18 protein-coding genes are annotated in these 18,594 nt (G+C 73.7%); 13 read left to right on the forward strand and 5 right to left on the reverse strand.

The features are described 5' to 3' along the window. Positions 1-114 precede the first annotated feature (114 nt). The 4 genes from AC07F0_RS04795 (at position 115) to AC07F0_RS04810 (ending at position 4,453) form a co-directional block, all read left to right on the forward strand. Positions 115-1,458, forward strand: coding sequence for a helix-turn-helix domain-containing protein (locus tag AC07F0_RS04795; RefSeq protein ID WP_478974235.1), 1,344 nt, complete (start codon positions 115-117; stop codon positions 1,456-1,458). Positions 1,459-1,548: 90 nt separating this feature from the next. Further along, the gene (locus AC07F0_RS04800) at positions 1,549-2,544 is read left to right on the forward strand and encodes a permease (protein WP_478974238.1); all 996 of its coding nucleotides are present in this window, start codon (positions 1,549-1,551) and stop codon (positions 2,542-2,544) included. After that, positions 2,541-3,350, forward strand: a complete 810-nt coding sequence (locus tag AC07F0_RS04805) for a TIGR03943 family putative permease subunit (RefSeq protein ID WP_478974956.1) — start codon at positions 2,541-2,543, stop codon at positions 3,348-3,350. Before AC07F0_RS04800 ends, AC07F0_RS04805 begins: the two co-directional genes overlap by 4 nt. Positions 3,351-3,652: 302 nt before the next feature. Beyond that, the gene (locus AC07F0_RS04810) at positions 3,653-4,453 is read left to right on the forward strand and encodes a GAF and ANTAR domain-containing protein (protein WP_478974241.1); all 801 of its coding nucleotides are present in this window, start codon (positions 3,653-3,655) and stop codon (positions 4,451-4,453) included. Between the two features lie 25 nt (positions 4,454-4,478). Here the strand turns inward: AC07F0_RS04810 and AC07F0_RS04815 are convergent, their stop codons facing one another. Then, entirely contained in the window at positions 4,479-5,282 is an 804-nt protein-coding gene (locus AC07F0_RS04815; RefSeq protein ID WP_478974244.1) for a hypothetical protein, read from the reverse strand. Positions 5,283-5,599: 317 nt separating this feature from the next. Between AC07F0_RS04815 and thrS the strand changes: the two genes are divergently transcribed. Continuing rightward, positions 5,600-6,889 (forward strand): threonine--tRNA ligase, encoded by a 1,290-nt coding sequence (thrS, locus tag AC07F0_RS04820; RefSeq protein WP_478974247.1) that lies wholly within the window; start codon positions 5,600-5,602, stop codon positions 6,887-6,889. A 101-nt stretch (positions 6,890-6,990) separates the two neighbouring features. Continuing rightward, positions 6,991-7,956, forward strand: coding sequence for a nucleoside hydrolase (locus AC07F0_RS04825; protein WP_478974250.1), 966 nt, complete (start codon positions 6,991-6,993; stop codon positions 7,954-7,956). A gap of 66 nt (positions 7,957-8,022) precedes the next feature. Here AC07F0_RS04825 and AC07F0_RS04830 read toward each other — a convergent pair whose 3' ends face one another. After that, positions 8,023-8,952: an LAETG motif-containing sortase-dependent surface protein gene (locus tag AC07F0_RS04830; RefSeq protein ID WP_478974253.1), complete on the reverse strand. Its 930-nt coding sequence runs from the start codon at positions 8,950-8,952 to the stop codon at positions 8,023-8,025. Between the two features lie 306 nt (positions 8,953-9,258). Between AC07F0_RS04830 and AC07F0_RS04835 the strand changes: the two genes are divergently transcribed. The 3 genes from AC07F0_RS04835 (at position 9,259) to AC07F0_RS04845 (ending at position 11,837) form a co-directional block, all read left to right on the forward strand. Continuing rightward, the gene (locus AC07F0_RS04835) at positions 9,259-10,941 is read left to right on the forward strand and encodes a glycoside hydrolase family 13 protein (RefSeq protein WP_478974256.1); all 1,683 of its coding nucleotides are present in this window, start codon (positions 9,259-9,261) and stop codon (positions 10,939-10,941) included. A gap of 164 nt (positions 10,942-11,105) precedes the next feature. Then, the gene (locus AC07F0_RS04840) at positions 11,106-11,501 is read left to right on the forward strand and encodes a hypothetical protein (RefSeq protein WP_478974259.1); all 396 of its coding nucleotides are present in this window, start codon (positions 11,106-11,108) and stop codon (positions 11,499-11,501) included. A 45-nt stretch (positions 11,502-11,546) separates the two neighbouring features. After that, on the forward strand, positions 11,547-11,837 hold the full coding sequence (locus AC07F0_RS04845) for a hypothetical protein (RefSeq protein ID WP_478974262.1): 291 nt from the start codon (positions 11,547-11,549) through the stop codon (positions 11,835-11,837). On the opposite strand, the gene AC07F0_RS04850 is transcribed toward AC07F0_RS04845, so the two are convergent. After that, the gene (locus tag AC07F0_RS04850) at positions 11,831-12,319 is read right to left on the reverse strand and encodes a hypothetical protein (RefSeq protein ID WP_478974265.1); all 489 of its coding nucleotides are present in this window, start codon (positions 12,317-12,319) and stop codon (positions 11,831-11,833) included. The genes AC07F0_RS04845 and AC07F0_RS04850 overlap by 7 nt on opposite strands. 53 nt (positions 12,320-12,372) lie before the next feature. Further along, entirely contained in the window at positions 12,373-12,747 is a 375-nt protein-coding gene (locus AC07F0_RS04855; protein ID WP_436731204.1) for a DUF6479 family protein, read from the reverse strand. A 144-nt stretch (positions 12,748-12,891) separates the two neighbouring features. Here AC07F0_RS04855 and AC07F0_RS04860 point away from each other — a divergent pair, with 144 nt between their 5' ends. Together AC07F0_RS04860 and AC07F0_RS04865 are read left to right on the forward strand one after the other, a co-directional pair. Beyond that, a complete protein-coding gene (locus AC07F0_RS04860; RefSeq protein ID WP_478974268.1) occupies positions 12,892-13,743 on the forward strand; it encodes a hypothetical protein in 852 nt (283 codons plus the stop codon). A 93-nt stretch (positions 13,744-13,836) separates the two neighbouring features. Further along, positions 13,837-14,319, forward strand: a complete 483-nt coding sequence (locus AC07F0_RS04865; RefSeq protein WP_478974271.1) for a DUF5994 family protein — start codon at positions 13,837-13,839, stop codon at positions 14,317-14,319. A gap of 9 nt (positions 14,320-14,328) precedes the next feature. Here the strand turns inward: AC07F0_RS04865 and AC07F0_RS04870 are convergent, their stop codons facing one another. After that, the gene (locus AC07F0_RS04870) at positions 14,329-14,691 is read right to left on the reverse strand and encodes a DUF1304 domain-containing protein (protein WP_478974274.1); all 363 of its coding nucleotides are present in this window, start codon (positions 14,689-14,691) and stop codon (positions 14,329-14,331) included. A 563-nt stretch (positions 14,692-15,254) separates the two neighbouring features. Between AC07F0_RS04870 and AC07F0_RS04875 the strand changes: the two genes are divergently transcribed. Continuing rightward, positions 15,255-16,586 (forward strand): serine hydrolase domain-containing protein, encoded by a 1,332-nt coding sequence (locus tag AC07F0_RS04875; protein WP_478974276.1) that lies wholly within the window; start codon positions 15,255-15,257, stop codon positions 16,584-16,586. A 73-nt stretch (positions 16,587-16,659) separates the two neighbouring features. After that, positions 16,660-18,549 carry a glycine-rich protein gene (locus AC07F0_RS04880; protein ID WP_478974279.1) on the forward strand — a complete coding sequence of 630 codons (1,890 nt, stop codon included), beginning with the start codon at positions 16,660-16,662 and terminating at the stop codon, positions 18,547-18,549. The last annotated feature ends 45 nt before the right edge of the window (positions 18,550-18,594 follow it).

The raw sequence follows: 18,594 nt of genomic DNA on the forward strand, positions 1-18,594 counted from the left end.
GCGACCTCGCAACTGGGGCGGTGGCTATGACAGCAGCGTGTTAAGCACGTTTAACTCTCGGTTTAACCTAGGGGCTGTCGGAGCCGAACGGCAAGAGGGGCAGGGGGAGTTGGCGTGGGGGAGCGTGACGATCCGGGGACCATCGGGCGCCGGGTGCAGCGACTGCGTGTCGAGCAGGGTCTGACCCAGCGGCAGTTGGCGGAACCTGTGTACACCCCCGCCTACATCTCCACCCTGGAATCCGGCCGGGTGCGGCCCTCCGACGACGCCCTGCGGCATCTCGCCGGACGGCTCGGCGTCGCCTTCGACGAACTCGCCACCGGCCGTTCGGCCCGGCGCGTGACCGAGCTGCGGCTGCGGCTGACCGAGGCCCAGCGCACCTTCGCCGTCGGTGAGGCCGAGGCGGCCGCGGAGCAGTACGCCGAGCTGCTCGTCGAGGCCGAGACGCAGGGTCTGGCCGGGGAACAGGCCGCCGCGCTGCTCGGGCTCGGCGAATGCGCCCTGGAGACGGGCGAGCTCGTGGCGGGGCGGCGGTACTTCGAGCGGGCCGAGGCGTGTCTCGCCGGCGCGCCGCTGCCCGCACGGGTCCGGGCCCTTCGCGGGCGGGCCGTCGCGCACTATCTCGCCGGTGAACTCCGGTACGCCGTCTACCTGCTGGAGAGCACCCTTGACGAGCTGAATCGTGGCGGGCTGCACGATCCCGACGCGCTCCTGCTGCTGTACGCCAGCGCGATCGGGCCCTACATGGACATGGGCGCGCACGCCCGCGCGGCCCAGGCCGCCGAGTTCGCCCTGGCACTCGCCCCGCAGTGCGGCGACCCGGCCCTGGTCGCCCGCATGCACCGGTCGGTCGCCCGCACCCTGGTCGCCGAGGGCCGCCTGGCCGAGGCCGACGCCTCGCTGGCCAAGGCGGCCGAGCTGTACCGGGGCCTGCAGATCCGCACCGAACTCGCCAACTGCCACTGGATGCGCGGCTACGTCTACGCCCAGGACGGCCAACTCGAACGTGCGGAGGGCGAGTTGCGGGAGGCCCTCGGCATGCTGTCGGCCAAGCGCGCCGCCCTCTACAGCAGCCAGGTCGCCGTCGAGCTGGCCGACGTACTGCACCGGCGCGGCAAGTCCGAAGAGGCGGCGGCCCTGCTGCACGGCGTCCTCGACGACCTGTCCCCCGAGCGCGGCGCCGTCCACTCCGCAGCCGCGCACCGCCTCCTCGGCATCATCGCCGAGGACGCCCGCCGCACCGAGGACGCCGAGGAGCACTACGTCCGCGCCCTGAGCCTGTTGGAGCGGGCCGGCGCCGCGGGTGACCTGGCCGACCTGTGCCGGCTGCTGGGCGACCTGCTGCGCCGCACCGGGCGGGTGGAGGCCGCGCTGGACGCCTACCGGACGGGCCTCGGGCACCGTACGGCTCCCGGCACGACGACCCTCGGGCCCGCGCCCGCACAGCCTCCTCTGTGAGGGAGCAGAGGGCTTCGTACCGCGGCGCGGGTTAGCCTCCTTGGCGGGATGTGAACGACCGGGGCGGGGCGTGTGGAAGACCAACGGACAGTGACGGTGGCCGACGGGTTGCGGACGGGCCTGCGCATCCTCGTGTCCACCGTCCTCGGCGGCGCCGCGCTGATCGCCATCGTGACGGTGGCGTCGGTGCTCGGGCCGATGCTGGCGCTCGATCTCTACACCCCGCCGGTCGCGGCCTGGTGGACGGTGTTCACCGCGATCACCGTCCAGGGCGTGCCCTTCCTGCTGCTGGGCACGGTCGTGTCGGCGGCGATCGGCGCGTTCGTGCCCGAGCGGGTCTTCCAGCGGCTGCTGCCCCGCCGTACGGCGCTCGCCGTGCCGGTCGCGGGCGCGGCCGGGGTCGTCCTGCCCGGGTGCGAGTGCGCGTCCGTGCCGGTGGCGGGCAGCCTCATGCGGCGGGGTGTCGCCCCGGCGGCGGCCCTCGCCTTCCTGCTGTCCGCGCCGGCGATCAACCCCGTCGTCCTGGTGGCGACCTCCATCGCCTTCCCGGGGCAGCCCGAGATGGTCCTCGGCCGGCTGACCGCCTCGCTCGGCACGGCCGTGGTGATGGGCTGGCTGTGGGCGCGGTTCGGGCGGGAGGAGTGGCTGCGGCTGCCGAAGCGGGACACCGCGCACGGGCCGGAGCGCGGGCCGCGGGCCTTCCTCTCCGGTCTCCAGCACGACTTCCTGCACGCGGGCGGCTTCCTCGTGCTCGGCGCGGCGGCCGCGGCGACCTTCGACATCGTCGTACCGACATCGCTGCTGGAGGTGTTCACCGGGTCGGCCTGGCTGTCGGTGCTGCTGCTGGCCGTCCTGGCGGTCGTGCTGTGCGTGTGCAGTGAGGCCGACGCGTTCGTGGCGGCGTCGCTCAGCGGCTTCTCGCCCACCGCGCGGCTGGCGTTCATGGTGGTCGGACCGATGGTCGACCTGAAGCTGATGGCGCTCCAGACCGGCACGTTCGGCAGGTCCTTCGCGCTGCGGTTCTCCTCCGCGACCTGGCTGGTGGCCGTCGTCGGCAGCGTTCTGGTGGGGTGGTGGCTGCTGTGAGGCGTTACGGACCGGCCGTCCTGCTCACGCTCGTCGGCGCGGCGATCCTGCGGGTGTCGCTCTTCAGCGACCTGTATCTGCGGTACGTGCAGCCCGCGTTGCGGCCGTATCTCGTGGTGTCGGGCGTGGTGCTGGTGCTGCTGGGGGCGGGGGTGGCGGTGCTGGTGCGGACGGCCGATGAGGATGAGGGGGAGGTGCAGGGGGATCAAGGGGTGCACGACGAGGGCGGGGCCCCCGCCGGGCACACCCACGGCCCCGCCGGGCACACCCACGGCCCCACCCACGGCCCCGCCGGGCACACTCACGGCCCCGCCGGCCCCCGCGTCGCCTGGTTCCTCACCCTCCCCGCCCTGGCCCTGCTGCTGTTCCCGCCGCCCGCCCTCGGCTCCTACAGCGCGGAGCGCGAGGCCGCCCAGCGTGCGGAGCGGGGCGTCGGCACCTTCCCGGCACTGCCGGCCGGGAACCCGGTCGACCTCACCCTCGGGGAGTTCGGCTCCCGGGCGGTCTACGACAGCGACCGTTCCCTGACGGGACGCACGGTCCGGCTCACCGGCTTCGTCACCCGCGACACCGACGGCACCTGGTACGTCACCCGCCTCCTCGTCTCCTGCTGCGCCGCCGACGCCGGCGCGGCAAGGGCCGAGGTGCGCGGTGCCTCCGCCCCGCCCGTCGACACCTGGGTCACGGTCACCGGCACCTGGCACCCGGAGGGCGAGCCGGGCTCGGACGCCGCCTGGCCGCCGGTCCTCGACGCCACCTCCGTACAGCGGGTACGGCAGCCGGACAACCCGTACGAGAAGCGCTGAGTAGCGCTGAGGCCCAGGCAGGGGCGCCCGGCGCTCGGGTTTCGCCCCACCCCCGACGGGTAGTCGGGCGACGATTCCGGGGAGGCTCGGTGCATGATCCGGGCGGGCGCCGGGCTCGGGTCCTGTGAGGCACCGGGCACGGCGCCGGGTCGGCCGCCGACGTCGGCTGACCGGGCGGCGCCGTACGCGACCGGCCGCGCGGCCGTCGTGCCGCGGGTCGTCCCGGGCGGGTGGTTGTGCTCCGGCCCACTTCGCGTCCGCGGCAGGGCGCCCCGCACAAGCGTCGATGGTGAAGGCCGGTGATGAAGGAGGCGGTGGTCGTGCGGCCCAGGGACGATCCCCGAGGAGTTCCCGGCGGTGACCCCGGTCCGCGCCGCACCGGGGGCGGTGACCTGGACCTGGACGGGATCCGGGCCGCCGATGTGATCGCCAGAGGCGTGCGCGGCGTCGAGCCCTCGGAGGTCCCGGGCCGGCTGTGCGAGGTGGCGGTCGAGCTGCTGCCGGTGACCGGCGCGAGCGTGTCGCTGCGCAGCGAGGGCATGCCCGTCCAGCTCAGCGCCAGCAGCGAGCAGGCCGCGCACCTGGCGCAGCTGCAGGCGACGCTGGGCGACGGCCCCTGCCAGAGCGTGCTGGAGGAGGGGGCGCCCGTGTTCGCCTGCGATCTGACGACCGGCCGGGACGCGGGCCGCTGGCCGGTCTTCGCCCAGCAGGCGACTCAGGCCGGGGTGCGGGCGGTGTACGCGGTGCCGCTGGGCAGCGACGCGGTGTGCGTGGGCACCCTCGATCTGTACCGCGACAGCCCCGGCGGGCTCACCGAACGCCAGCTGCACGTGGCCCGGCTGGTGGCCGGTGTCATGACGGTGGCCCTGATGGCACTGCCCCGCGAGTCCGAGGCCGAACCGCGGGACGAGGAGCCCTGGCTGAGCGGGCTGGCGGCGGACCACGACGAGGTCTACCAGGCCGTCGGCATGATCATGGCGCAGCTCGGCGTCGGCGCCGACGACGCGCTGGCGCGGCTGCGCGGGGACGCCTTCTCGCGCGGCTGCACGGCCGTCGACGTGGCCCGCGACGTGATCGCCCGCCGCAGGCGTTTCGAGCGGTAGAACCGCTGCTGACCCGCTGCCGGGTTCAGATCTGCGCCCGCCCTTGCTTCGTGATCTCGGTCAGGCGCTGCGCCCCGAGTTCCACCGTCTGCTGCGTGACCTCCGCGTACACCTCTGCGAGGCCCGCGTTGGTGAGCGTGATCGCCTCCTCCCCGACCCGCACGGCGGCGAGGTCCATCGTGAGGTACGTCAGCTCCCCGTCCTCCGTCTCCCCGGCCAGGGTGACCCGCAGGGCCTGCCGGGCGTCCCCCACCGGCGGCAGCGGCATGTCGCTGACCTGGACGGACTGGACGCCGCCGCGCGTGGTCGCCGCCGTGAACTCGCCGCACTTCCCCGGCAGCGAGTTCAGCCAGTCCAGGGTGCGGTCGACGTCCGCCGGCGGATGGGCGGCGATCTGGTAGCGCACCTGGGCGTCGGTGTCGGCGTCGTCGAACGCGGCCGTCGCCCGCGGCCCGGCCGGGGTGCCGAAGAGTTCCTCCGTGTAGAGGGCGTCGAGCAGCCGCTGGCAGTCGCCGTCCTCCGTGGTCGCCTTGAGCAGCCCGTCCCGCCACGTCCTGGCACCGCGCGTCGGCTCCCACGGCTCGCCCAGATCGGCGTTGGTGATCAGCGCCGCCTGGGCCTGGGCCTCGGTGAGTCCGGCCCCGGAGCTCGCGGGCCGCTCGACGGCGGGTGACGCGCCGGTGTGGGTCGGGGAGGCGGAGAACCACCGTGGCCGCGGCTCGTCCTGGAGGGAACAGGCGGCCGTGGCCAGCAGAGCGGTCACGGACAGCGCGGAGGCGAGGAGGGCGCGGGCACCTGGGCCACGTCGGCCGGCCGGAGGGTGGGGCATCGGAGGGCCTCCTGCGGGAGTTCATGGAGGTGCCTCCCGGCGGGGCGGGCTCTCCAAGATCGGGTACGTGCTCTTACGGCACCACCGCGACGGGCGGCACACCAGTGCGACGGGCTGTTCGGGTGAGGGAGGAGTACGCACTGCGGGCCAAGTGAAAAGCCGTGGCCCGGCGCGCCGTGCCCTTGCTACGGTCATGCCCATGCAGCGCGCTCAGTCGTTCCCGTCTCTCACGACGACGCCGGAGAGTGTCCCGGCGCGCTGACAGCTGACGCAGATGTCTTCAAGCCCCGGGGCGAGTGCCCCGGGGCTTCGTCGCGGTGGGGGACCACCCGGCCCGAGCGGAGCCGAGAGCCGGGGGAGCTCGCCTCCGACCCGAGGAGCCCACCATGCACGACCACCGACGGCTCGGCCGTGAACTGAACCTCTTCGACACCGACCCGCTGATGGGCGCGGGGCTGCCGTACTGGCTGCCCGACGGCGCGGTCGTGCGGCACACCCTGGAGGAGTACGTCCGCGAGGCGGAACAGCGGGCCGGCTACCGGCACGTGTACTCGCCCGCCCTCGGCAAACGCGAGCTGTACGAGATCTCCGGGCACTGGGACCACTACAGCGAGGACATGTTCCCGCCGATGGACCTCGGCTCGGAGCAGGTCCTGCTGCGCCCGAGCCTGTGCCCCCACCACGCGCTGATCTACCGCTCCCGCTCCCACAGCTACCGTGAACTGCCCCTGCGTATAGCCGAGTTGGGCGGCATGTACCGCTCGGAGCTGTCCGGCGTCCTCGGCGGTCTGACCCGGGTGCGGGCCATCACCCTCAACGACGCGCACATCTTCTGCACCCTGGAGCAGGCCGTCGACGAGGCCCGTGCCGCGCTGGAGCTGATCGGCCGGGCCTACGCGGACCTCGGCATCCGAGCGGTCCGCCACCGTCTCTCCCTGCCGGGCGAGGGCGGCAAGTACGTGGCGGACCCGGACCTGTGGCGGCGGGCCACCGCCCTGCTGCGCGAGGTCCTGGACGGCTCCGGCATCCCCTACGAGGCCGCCGAGGGCGAGGCGGCCTTCTACGGCCCGAAGATCGACGTGCAGATCGCCGACCCGGCCGGGCGGGAGTCCACCCTGTCCACCGTCCAGATCGACTTCCACCAGCCCGAACGCTTCGACCTGCACTACATCGGCGCCGACGGGGCCAGGCACCGCCCGGTCATGGTGCACCGCAGCGTCATCGGCAGTGTGGAGCGCGCGGTCGCCCACCTCGTCGAGGCCCACGGCGGGGCCTTCCCGCCCTGGCTGGCCCCGGTGCAGCTGGTGGTGCTCCCGGTGGGCGACGAACAGGTGGACCGTGCCCACGACCTCGTGGGCCGCGCCCGGGAACTCGGCCTGCGCGCCGAGGTCTGCGGACCCGACCAGGGCACCCTCGCCGCCCGCATCCGCGCGGCCCGGCTGGTCCCGTACCAGGCGGTGATCGGCGGGCGGGAGGCCGAGGCGGACCAGGTGGCGCCGCGCCTGCGGGACGGGCGACGGCCGGGGGCCCTGCCTGCCGCCGCGTTCCTGCGGGGGGTCGCGGACCGGGTGGCGGCGCGCGGCACCGAGCTGTGGGAGGCGGCGTAGGAGCGGGTTCCCTCGTCTGCGCGGTCGCCGCGGGCCGTAGGGTCGTCGTGCGGGACCCAGTGCCAGAACCCAGTGCCAGAACTGTGGAAGGAGCCACCGCCGTGACCGACGGTCAGCGCATTCCGGTGATCATCGACTGCGACACCGGCGTCGACGACGCCCTCGCCCTGCTGTTCGCCGTACGGCATCCGGGCCTCGACGTGCGGGCGATCACCTGCGTGGCCGGGAACACGGGCGTGGACGGCGTGGTCCGCAACACCCTGACCGTGCTGGAGGTGGCCGGTGCCGGTGACATTCCCGTGGCCCGGGGCGCCGAGCGCCCGCTGATCGAACCCTTGCGGACGGCGCGGCATGTGCACGGGCAGGACGGGATGGGGGACCTGGGGCTGCCCGCGCCCACCCGTGTGCCGGTGGACGTGGACGCGGTGACGCTGCTGCGGCGCGAGATCCTCGCCTCGCCGAGGCCGGTCACGCTGATCCCCATGGCGCCCCTGACGAACATCGCGCTGCTGCTGCGGACGTACCCCGAGGTGACCCGCAACATCGAGCGGATCGTGTTCATGGGCGGTGCGGTGGCGACCGGGAACGCCACGCCGGTCGCGGAGTTCAACGTGTGGCACGACCCGGAGGCGGCGGCGGTGCTGCTCACGGCGGGGGTGCCGATCACGATGTACGGGCTGGACGTGTTCAAGAAGGTCCTGGTCCCGGCGGCCGATGTGCAGCGCCTGCGCGCGGGCGCGGACCCCAGCCTCCGCCTGGCCGGTGAACTCCTCGCCCACCGTGACCCGGCCACCTCGGGGGACCCCACTCCGACGGGCGGTCTCGGCGACGCGGGCGCGGTGTGCGCGGTGGTCGACCCGGGCGGCCTGACCACCGAGCGACTGCCGGTCGAGGTCGCCCTCGCCCCGGGGCCCACCCGCGGCCAGACGATCGTCGACCGCCGCCCGGTCCCCGGCGAGTCCGAGATCCACGAGGGAATCCAGGCCCAGCCCCTGGTGGACGTGGCGCTGGGCGTCGACGTGGAGCGGTACGTGAAGCTGTGGCTGACGGTGGTGGAAGGGGCCTAGCACCGGTCCTGGCACCGGCAAGGCAAAAGGGCCCGGGACTGTCGAAGTCCCGGGCCCTTCACGGTGTCAGGAACGCGCGCGCTTCCTGCGGGTCACGATCACCATGGCCGCGCCGCCCGCGAGGAGGACTCCCGCGCCGATGGCGATGGGGCCCGTGCTGCTGTTGGCGCCGGTCTCCGCGAGGTCGCCGCCACCGCCGTTCGGCTTGGGGGCCGGGGGCGTCGTCGACTCGGAGGCGGACGGGGTGGGGGTGTCCGTCTCCGACGCCGGGGGCGACGAGGGCTCGGAGGGCTCCGACGGCGCCGGGGGCGTCGTCTCCTCAGCCGGCTCCGAGGGGCTCGCGGGCGGGGTGGACGGGGGCTGCGACTGCGCCGGCGGAGGCGTGAGCTCGCACTCCTTCGTGCCGCCGTTCCAGGCCGCGATCAGCTTGTCCTTGATGACCGGGCGGTCGGGACCCTTGGGCAGCTCGCCGTGCTCGAAGCCGTCCTTCGCGTCGAGCTCGCCGTCGAACTTCACCGCGCCCCGGTAGAGGTCGATCTGCCCGAAGCAGTCCTTGTCGGGGATGGCGATGTCGAGCGAGTCGGTGCCGCCCGGCTTGACCGTCACCGTGTCGAAGTCGACGAACACCTGCTCGCCTGAGGTCTCGAAGGTCGCACCGTGCGCGAGGTAGGAGGCCAGGGAAGCCGTGCACGTCGTCGCGTCGCCGGCCGCGCGGACCTTGATGTGGACCTTGCCGTCCTCGGTCGGCTTCAGGTTCTGGTCGTCGACCTTCACCGAGTCGAAGAAGTTCGAGCCGTCGAGCGAGAACTGGCAGCGGTCGGTGCCGGTCTCCGTGCCCGCACCGGTCCCGGGCTTGTAGGTGCCGCCGGACGACCAGCCGTCACCACCGGGCGTACCGGTGGCGAACGCGGTGGTGGCGGAGGCGGCGCAGAGGGCGAGGGCCGCGGCGCCCGTCCCCAGCAGCCGGCGTGCGGTGACACGTCTCGCTATGGACATGGGTATCCCGTTTCTTGGCGTGTGCCGGAACCCGGGTGGCGGCATGCGGGCAGCGCGTGGCGCACGGCTGCCGGGGCCGCACCGTGGGGTGAGTGGTCGAAGAAACACTGGGCTCATTGGTCACATGCGCCTCAGTGCGCCCCCATCGTGGCCGTGCCGCAGCAAGCTGTCAACCTGCGGGTATGCAAAGGAAGTTGCGCCGCCATCACACTTTCATCACAGCAGGAATGGATCACTCCGATCAACGCGATGGTTCCTTTTTCCGGCATTCTGGACAGATTCAATGCTGTCGATGCTGTCGTCCGTATGCCGTGCGAAGGAGACCGCGTGACCGATCGCTCCACCCTCGACCTGTCGTCCCGGGATCCCGACTGGTGGCGCCAGGCCGTCGTCTACCAGGTCTATCCCCGCAGCTTCGCCGACGCCGACGGCGACGGCCTCGGCGACCTGCGCGGCATCACCCGCCGCCTCACCCACCTCGCCGCCCTGGGCGTGGACGCCCTGTGGCTGAGCCCGTTCTACCCCTCCGAGCTGGCCGACGGCGGCTACGACGTCGCCGACCCCCGGGATGTCGACCCGCGCCTGGGCACCCTCGACGACTTCGACGCCCTGGTCGCCGAGGCCCACCGGCTCGGTCTGAAGGTCATCGTCGACATCGTGCCCAATCACTCCTCGCACCAGCACGTCTGGTTCCAGGAGGCGCTGCGCTCCGGGCCCGGCTCGGCGGCCCGCGACCGGTACGTCTTCCGCGACGGCCGCGGCGAGCACGGCGAACTCCCGCCCACCGACTGGCAGTCCGTCTTCGGTGGCAGCGCCTGGAAACGCGTGCCCGACGGCCAGTGGTACCTGCATCTCTTCGCCCCCGAGCAGCCCGACCTCAACTGGGAGAACCAGGAGGTCCGCGCCGACTACCGCACCACCCTGCGCTTCTGGTCCGACCGCGGGGTCGACGGCTTCCGCGTCGACGTAGCCCACGCCCTCGTCAAGGACCTCGGCGAGCCGCTGCGCGACCTCGGGGCGCCCGAGCTGAGCCGCGAGGACGCCCTCACCTCGATGCCGCCCGGCACGCACCCGTTCTACGACCGCGACGACGTGCACGAGATCTACCGCGACTGGCGCAAGATCCTGGACGCCTACCGCCCGCCCCGGATGGCCATCGCCGAGGCGTGGGTGCCCGGCGCCCGGCGCGCGCTGTACGCCCGCCCGGACGAGCTCGGCCAGGCCTTCAACTTCGAGTACCTGGAGGCCGGCTGGGACGCGGGCGAACTGCGGCAGATCATTACCGATTCGCTCGCCACCGCCCACGCGGCCGGTGCCTCGGCCACCTGGGTACTGTCCAACCACGACGTGATCCGCCACGCCTCCCGCCTCATGCTCCCGCCCGGCACCGACCTCAACGCCTGGCTGCTCTCCGGCGGCCACGCCCCGGCCGTCGACGAGACGGCCGGGCTGCGCCGGGCCCGGGCGGCCACCCTGCTGATGCTGGCGCTGCCCGGCTCGGCGTACGTCTACCAGGGCGAGGAACTCGGCCTGCCCGAGGTCGCCGACCTGCCCACCGAGGTGCTCCAGGACCCGATCTGGGAGCAGACGGGCCACGTCCGCAAGGGCCGCGACGGCTGCCGGGTGCCGCTGCCGTGGACGACGACCGGACCGTCGTACGGCTTCGGGCCGGGCGGCGCCTGGCTGCCGCAGCCGCCCGGCTTCGCCGCCTACGCCGTCGAGGCGCAGGACGGAGCCGAGGGCTCGACCCTGGAGCTGTACCGCACGGCCCTCAGACTGCGCCGCAAACTGCTCGACGGGGAGGAGCTGACCTGGGCGGAGGACACCCCGGACGGCGTCCTCCAGTTCGACCGCAGCGAAGGCTGGCGCTGCGTGACGAACCTGTCCGGTACGGCGGTCCCGCTGCCGGCCGGCGAGGTGCTGCTGACCAGCGCCCCACTGGAGGACGGCCGGCTCGGACCGGACACGACGGCGTGGCTCGGGCGTTGAGGGGCGTCCTCGGGCGTTGAGGGGCGTCCGCGCCGCGGCCCCGGGGGGCGAGCCCCGGGGCCGTACCACCCGCACGGCCCAGCAGCACGCGCCACCTGCGGGAACGCCCCACGAGAATCGCCGGCGGAGTGCCGTCGACGTCCGCACAGGAAGCCCAGCCCGCCATGTACAGGTCCAGGAAGACAGCAGTCGTGGCGGGGGCCGTCATCGCCGGGGTGCTCGCGTGCCCCGGCCCGTCGGCGGCGGCCCGCGACGGTGAGCTGTGGGGTGCCGCGACCAACGCGCCCGGCCGCGAGGGCATCCTCGACGTCGCCGGCGCCCAGGGGACGGCGCGGGGCGCCACGCTGACGCTGACGGCGCCCCGGGGCACCCGTGTCACGGACACGCCGCTCGACGCGGCCGGCGCCCTGGGACGGGTCGCCGCCGATGGCCGCAGCGGAACCTACACGGTCAGCGGCGAGGCGGCCGGGCAGTCGGGGCCGGGCCGTACGTTCCCCTTCGTGCCCGCGGTCCCCGCGGACGCCGTGCCCGGCACGCGGCTGCGCGACTGTGTCCTGTGAATCACCGACGCGGCCGGAGTGCGGCGGGCGGCCGGCCGGTGTGCCGTGACGGTGGGCCTGGCCGCGCCGACGCTGACCCGCCCGCTGTCCGGCGTGGCGCTGGACGTCCGGCCGCAGATCGCCGGTACGGCGTACCCGGGCGCCCGCGTGACCGTCCGGGACAAGGACGACCGGGAGGCCTGTGCGACCACCGCCCCCGACGGCACCTGGGCCTGCGCGCCGAGGGCGCTCCCGGCGGGCGCCAACCGGCTCCAGGCGGTCGCCACGCTCAACGGCGTGAGCGCCATGAGCGAGCAGATCGACATCTCGGTGGCGGACGCCGGCGCCGGTCAGTAGCGCACGGCCCGGGCCACCTCGGCCCGGACCTCGCCGGACAGGTCGCGGGTGCTGCGGGCGGTGGCCGTGGCGGAGTCGCCCGCCTGCACGTGCTCCACCGTGACGATGACCGTGTCGGCCAGCCGGCCCCCCGCGTCGGTGAAATCGACCTGGACGGCGAAGGACCGTTCCGAGTCGTCGGTGTTGGTGACGGTGACCTCGGCACGGGCCCGGCCGTCGGAGCCGACGGCGGGCCGCCCGGCCTTCACATCGCCCTTGACGTCGATGCCGCCCCGGATGTCGTCCAGCCGGCGTCCGGCCTCGGCCGTGGCCGACTCCAGCGCCTCGGAGGCCTGCGAGGCGAACGACCCGACCGCCGACTCCGCCTCGCGGGCGGCGTCCCCGGGGCTGTCGCCGCCGCAGCCGGTGAGCACGGCGGCCAGGGCGAGCGGCAGCACCGCTCCGCCCGTCGCCCAGCGCGCCCGGTGGCGGGCAGCAGCCATGTCGCCTCCCTGGTCCTGCGGCGGCCTCACGACCTCATGGCTGCTTCATTGCCTCAGGTATGGCCGAGGCCGCCGCCGCCGAAGGAACCGCTGGATCCGGGCAGCCAGCGGCGGGGCTTCTGGTCCTTGCCCGTCCTGGTGCTCGCGTGGTGCAGCTCATGAGGCAGGAGACGCTCGCCGTCGCGCGTCACGACCGGCATCTCGTCGGGTTCCCGCATCTCCCGCATCTCGCGGACCGGCCCGCCGTCCGGGAGGTGCGGCTGCTCCTCCGGGCTGGGGTGGTGCGTGTCCTTGTCCATGACGCGCATCCCGACCAGCACGGCCCAGATCAGCGCCAGGGCGATGATCGCCCCGCCGACGAAGGCGATGGTCACGGCGACAGCGTGATCTGACGAAGCCGCCAGCACTTCATACGTGGCCGTAGTCATACTCCGATTATCGCCGACGTAATGCGATAAAGCGCCCGCAATGTCCACTGCTGAGCATCTGCCCCGGTGGCACGGGCAACCTCCGCGGGACCTGCGACGACCTGACGGTGATATCCCGTCCCCCCCCACACGAGGGAGATCACCATGCGCAGACACCTCGCGCGGCTGCTCACCGTGCTCGCCGTGCTGGCGGCGGCGCTCGCCACCCCCGGCATGGCGAGCGGCACGGCGCAGGCCGCCGACGAGTGGAACCCGCCCGCCCACCTCGTCCAGCCCCTGAACGAGGTGTGGAACCACGTCGAGTCGACCTACGGGGACCTGTACGGCTTCCGCAACTACGGCTGGGACCAGGTCGTCGCCAACCGCGGCAGCGTCAACTACTGCGTCCGCTGGGAGTCCGACGCCCCCGTCAGTGCCGCCCTGCGCGACCGCGTCCACGCCGCGCTGAAGAAGCAGTTCGGCAAGTGGATGACGGCCATGACCGAGAACGGCAAGGGGCACAACGCGTGGCCGTACAGCAACGTCTCCGTCAACATCGTCGGCTGGGCGGTGAAGAACCGCTCCACCCTCCAGTGGACCGACAACTCCGTCGACATCTACACCGGCGTCCTCGACAGCGGCGGCGCCCCGCAGTGCGCCCCGGACTGCGGCCGCTTCTTCCACCAGGACGGCGACTACTCGAAGTGCCCGGGCGGCGCCGCCCGCCACTACGACCAGTCACTGTGGCTGACCAAGGGCTTCGGCGGCGGCGCGGGCGGTGACTGGGGCCAGCGCATGGGCCAGGAGTACTTCACCGGCGCCCTGAACCAGGAGAACATCCACATCTACCTGCACGAGGTCGGCCACACCTTCGGCCTCGACGACTTCTACGACTGGTCGCCGACCGGCCAGTGCTGCTTCCTGATGAAGGCGGGCAGCGCCACGCAGATCACCGAGTTCGACCGGTGGATGCTGCGTGACTTCTGGCGCCATCTGAAGAGCCGCTACGGCCTCTGACCGACACCGGGCGGTACGGGCGGGCCCCGGCCCCCGTACCGCCCGCGGGGTCCGCACCTGCTGGTCATCGAAGTCGGGATGAGGAACGGTAGGGTGGAAGAACCGCCGGAACCGGTGGCCGACGGTCTCCTGGTCACGCCCCCGTCCGCAGCAGGAGCCCTGATGGCGTCCGCCTCCTCGCCCCCGCCGCCCCTCCCGGCCCCCTCCGAGGTCCGGCTGAGGCTCGCGGCCCAGCCGCGCCTCGGCCGCACGGCCCGCCGTATCGACGGGGCGTGGTGGCCCCGCTCGTACGACCTGGCCGCCGAGCTGCCCGGGCTGCTGGCCGTGCTGCCGCGCGCCTGGGGCCGGGTCAGCAGCGTCCTGGTCCACGGGGACACCTGGCTGCCCTGCCCGGAGCGGCTGGACATCGCAGGCCGGGAGGTCCACGTGGGCCGCAGGGACGCGCCGGCCACCCCGGACACGGTCTGCCTGCTCACGCCGGGCCGGGGCCGCTGGGACCTGCTGGTGGTGCCGCCCGCGACCACGGAGGCGGAGGCGGTCGCGCTCATGGAACAGGCCGTCACGCAGGACGCCTGACGCGTTGCGCTAGTGCGCGAACAGCACCAGGGCCAGGGCGATCAGCGCCGGGACGGTCTGGACGAAGAGGATCTTCCGGCTGGCGGTGGCCGCGCCGTACACCCCCGCGACCGCCACGCACGCCAGGAAGAACACCGAGACCTGGAAGCCCACCGGGTCGGACGCCACCGCGCCCCAGAGCAGGCCGGCGGCGAGGAAGCCGTTGTAGAGGCCCTGGTTGGCGGCCAGGGCCTTCGTGCTTTCCGCGAACTCGGCGGTGGTGCCGAAGGCGGCCCGGGCCCGCGGCGTGGTCCACAGGAACATCTCCAGTACCAGGATGTAGGCGTGGAGGGCGGCGAGGGCCAGCACCGCCAGGGTGGCGAGGATCGACATGCGCCGCATCATCGCAGGTTCGCAGAGCCGTCCTGGCAGGGCCGTCTTCGCAGGGCCGCCCTCGCATGGCCGTCTCGTACGGCCGTCCTGGCAGGGCCGTTCCCTACGGCCGCCCTCGTTCGGGCCCGCCCGGGAGGCGGAGTGGGGCGCCGGGTGGGAGATTGCGGGCAGTGGAAGGCCGGTCCGGGCCGTCGCGTCCCCGCGTGTGCCGCTCGGGAGCCCGGCCCGGCCTTCCCGCCCGCCGGTGTCGTCTGTCCCGGTGCGGTGTGCATGAGTGAGCCTCCATTCGTCGTGCCTCGATGCGGCCGGTCTCGGGTTCGAACACGACGTCCTGGACCGTGCCGAGCCCGTCGCCCGTCGGCCGAGGGCGGAGGCGTGCGGGGTGGCGAACAGTGGCTGTGCGGCCGAGCAGCCATGTGAAGTCCCTTGAGATCCACGGTGGTTGCGGTCATTTCTGCCACCGTCCGGCCGATAAACGATCATCCCGTGGGTGGATGTAAGGAGCATTCGCTTCCCGTGACGATAACCCCGACCTTGTCGAACACCGAGGAAGGGGAAGGCCGTTGCGTATCGCCCGGCTTCTCGGAACCGTCCTGGGCACCACGTTGCTGACGACCACCGCCGTACTGACCGCACCCGCCCACGCCGGCCCGGCCGCGCCGCCCGCAGGGCCCGCGGACCGCACGTCGCTCGACAGAACCGCCCTGCGCGACTCGCTGGACGCCGTCCACGAGGCGGGCATGTACGGCGTCTTCTCGTCCGTCAGGGACGGCCGCGAGCGGTGGACCGGAGCCTCCGGCGTCGCCGACGTGAAGACCGAACGCCCCGTCACCCCCGGCATGCGGCACCGCGTGGGCAGCATCAGCAAGACCTTCACCTCCGTCGCCCTGCTCCAGCAGGTGGAGCGCGGCCGCCTCCGCCTCGACGCGCCCATCGGCGACTACCTGCCCGACCTCATCCCCGGGGAGCGCGGCCGGCAGATCACCGTCCGTATGCTCCTGAACCACACCAGCCATATCGGCGACTACGTCGTGGGCGCCTTCCCCTCCCTCGCCGAGCGCTCGACCGCCAGCCTCGACGAGGAGCGCTTCCGCTCCATCCGCCCCGGGGAACTCGTGCGACTGGGCCTGGCGGCCCCCGCCACCGGGCGCCCGGGCGAGCTGCCCGGCTCGTACTCCAACACCAACTACGTCATCGCCGGGCTGCTCCTGGAGAAGATCACCGGCCAGGGCGCCGAGAAGCACATCACCCGCAACGTCATCGACCGGGCCGGACTGCGCCACACGTCCTTCCCGCGCACCCCGTACATCAAGGGCCCGCACTCGCGGATGTACGAGTCGTTCTACGGCCTGATCAACCCGCCGCGCGACTACAGCGTCTACGACATGTCCTGGGCGTACACGGCGGGCGCGGTCGTCTCCACCACCGACGACCTCAACCGCTTCTACCGCGCCCTGCTCGGCGGGAAGCTGATCGGCAAGGCCGCCCTGGACGAGATGACGCGCACGGTCCCGGTGAGCGGCCTCGACTACGGCCTCGGCATCTACACGCTGGAACTGCCCGGCTGCGGCCGCTTCTGGGGCCACGACGGCGCGGTGTTCGGCGCCGGCATGACCGCGCTGTCCAGCCGGGACGGCAAGCGCCAGGTGGCTCTCGCGCAGAACCTGATGAAGTACCAGAGCCTCGGCGAGAACGGCATCCCGAAGGCGCACGCGATCGACGACGCCCTCTACGCGTACGTCGTCCGCGCCCTCTGCCCGGCCGGGTCGGGGGCCACTCCCGGGGCCGGTCTCGTGAGCCCGGAAGACGCCCGTGACGGGCTCAGCAAGCGCTTGCCCGGAATTGACCATTCTCAGTTGACCAGGGGCCTCAAGTTTGGTCAGCTGTCCCACTGACCGTGTTCGATTCTGATCGAGCGTTTCACGGCTCCTTGGGGAGGAGCTTGTGACAAGTGGGGGAGTTTCCTTGATGCATCACGGTTCCGTCGTGCTGCGCCGCGCCAGGTTCCGGCGCGGCGCGGCGGCCCTGAGCTTCGTGGCGTTGACCGCCGGCACCGCCCTGACGGGCGCGCCCGCCGCCACGGCCGCCGGCAGCGCGGTCCTCGCCGGGAAGACGTGCACGCCGACGGAGGGCTTCTCCGGCTGCCGGCTGTTCGATCCGACCGGCACCCGCGAGGAGTTCCAGGTCCCGGCCGGCGTCACGGCGCTGGACGTGCGGGCCTGGGGCCAGGGCGGCGAGGGCACCCCCTTCGCCGGCGGCGGCGCGGGCGGCTACACCGCGGGCACACTCAGCGTCACGCCCGGGGAGCGGCTGTCGCTCGCGGTCGGCGGCCAGCGCTTCGGTGACGCGCTCGGCGGCGCGGGCGGCGACAAGTACGGCGCGGTCGGCGGCAACAGCAGCGGCGTCCGCACCAGCGACGGCAAGCCACTGCTCATCGCCGCCGGTGGCGGCGGCGGTGGCTACGGCGGCACGGCCGGCCAGGGCGGCCCCGGTGGCGGCGAGCGCGGCCAGGACGACACCGAGTCCGAGCGCGGCGGCAAGGGCGCGGCCGGGACCACCGGCGGAATGGGCGGCGGCAACGGCTCCTCCGGCGCCGACGCGTCCGGGAGCGGCAAGGGCGGTGCGGGCGGCTCCGGTTCGGGCGGCGCGGGCGGAGGCGGCGGCGCCGGTTACGCGGGCGGCGGCGGTGGCGGCGGCACGGACGACGACCGGGCCGCGGTCGGCAGCGGCGCGGGCGGCAGCAGCTACGCCGACGCGGACCGGGTGACCGGCGCGCGGCTGCTCAGCGGCGACCGCACGGTGGCCCCCGCCAAGACGGACCCCTTCTGGCAGCCCTCCGGCGAGCGGGTGCGCGGCGGCATCGCCGAGGGCGGCGTGAACACCGAACGCTCCGGCAACGGGCGCATCGTGTTCCAGTGGAAGACCCCCGCGATCGCGGAGGTGACCCAGGCCTCCGGAGCCGGCCAGACCATGCAGCCGGGCGGCGGCGCGGACCCGGTGGCCGTGGTGGTCGAGGACAAGGCCGGAAACCCGGTCGAGAACGCCTCCGTCACCTTCACGGTCGAGGACCCGGACAAGCTCGGCGCCTCCTTCCTCGTCAAGGACGGCGCCGACACCACCGAGCTCGCCGTGCCGACCGACGCGCGCGGCCGCGCGCGTTCCGCGCCGCTCAGGACGGGCCTCGGCAAGGAGGGCGAGTTCGCGGTCCGCGCCGAGGCCGGCGGCGCCTCCACGGTCTTCACCGTGCAGGTGAAGAAGTCGGCCTACACCGTGAGCGTCGCGGGCGGTGACGACCAGCGCGCCGAACAGGGCGAGGCCTTCGAGGAGGCCCTCCAGGCCCGCGTGGCCGGGTCGGGCGCCACGGCACCGGCCGGTACGGAGGTCGAGTTCCGGGTCGAGGACGACAGCGACGACGCCCCCCGCTTCGAGGACGGCGAGCAGGTCGTCCGCGTCAAGACCGACGACTCGGGCAAGGCCACGGCCCCCACCCTGACCGCCGGTCAGGGCACGGGCACCTACACGGTCGCCGCGTCGGTCGGCGACGCCATGGCCCAGTTCGCCGTCGAGGTCGTCGCCGGCGAGGCGTCCGGCTCGCCGTCCCCGAGCCCCTCGACCGACCCCAGCGCCTCGGCCGACCCGAGCCCGTCACCCAGCACGAGCGCGTCCGGCACGACCGGCGGCACCGGCTCCTCGACCACGGGCGGCGCGTCGACCGACCTCGACAGCGGCAGTCTCGCCTCGACCGGCGCCGGCGGTATCGGCATCCTCCTCGCGGCGGCCGCGGCCCTGGCCACGGCGGGCTTCGTGGCGTTCCGCTTCGGCCCGCGCCTGAAGCTCCGTTCGCGCGACAGCGCGTGACGCGGCGGGGACAGCGCCTTGACGCGGCGGGCACAGCGCCTTGAC

This window comes from Streptomyces sp. NPDC045955 (assembly GCF_056430805.1).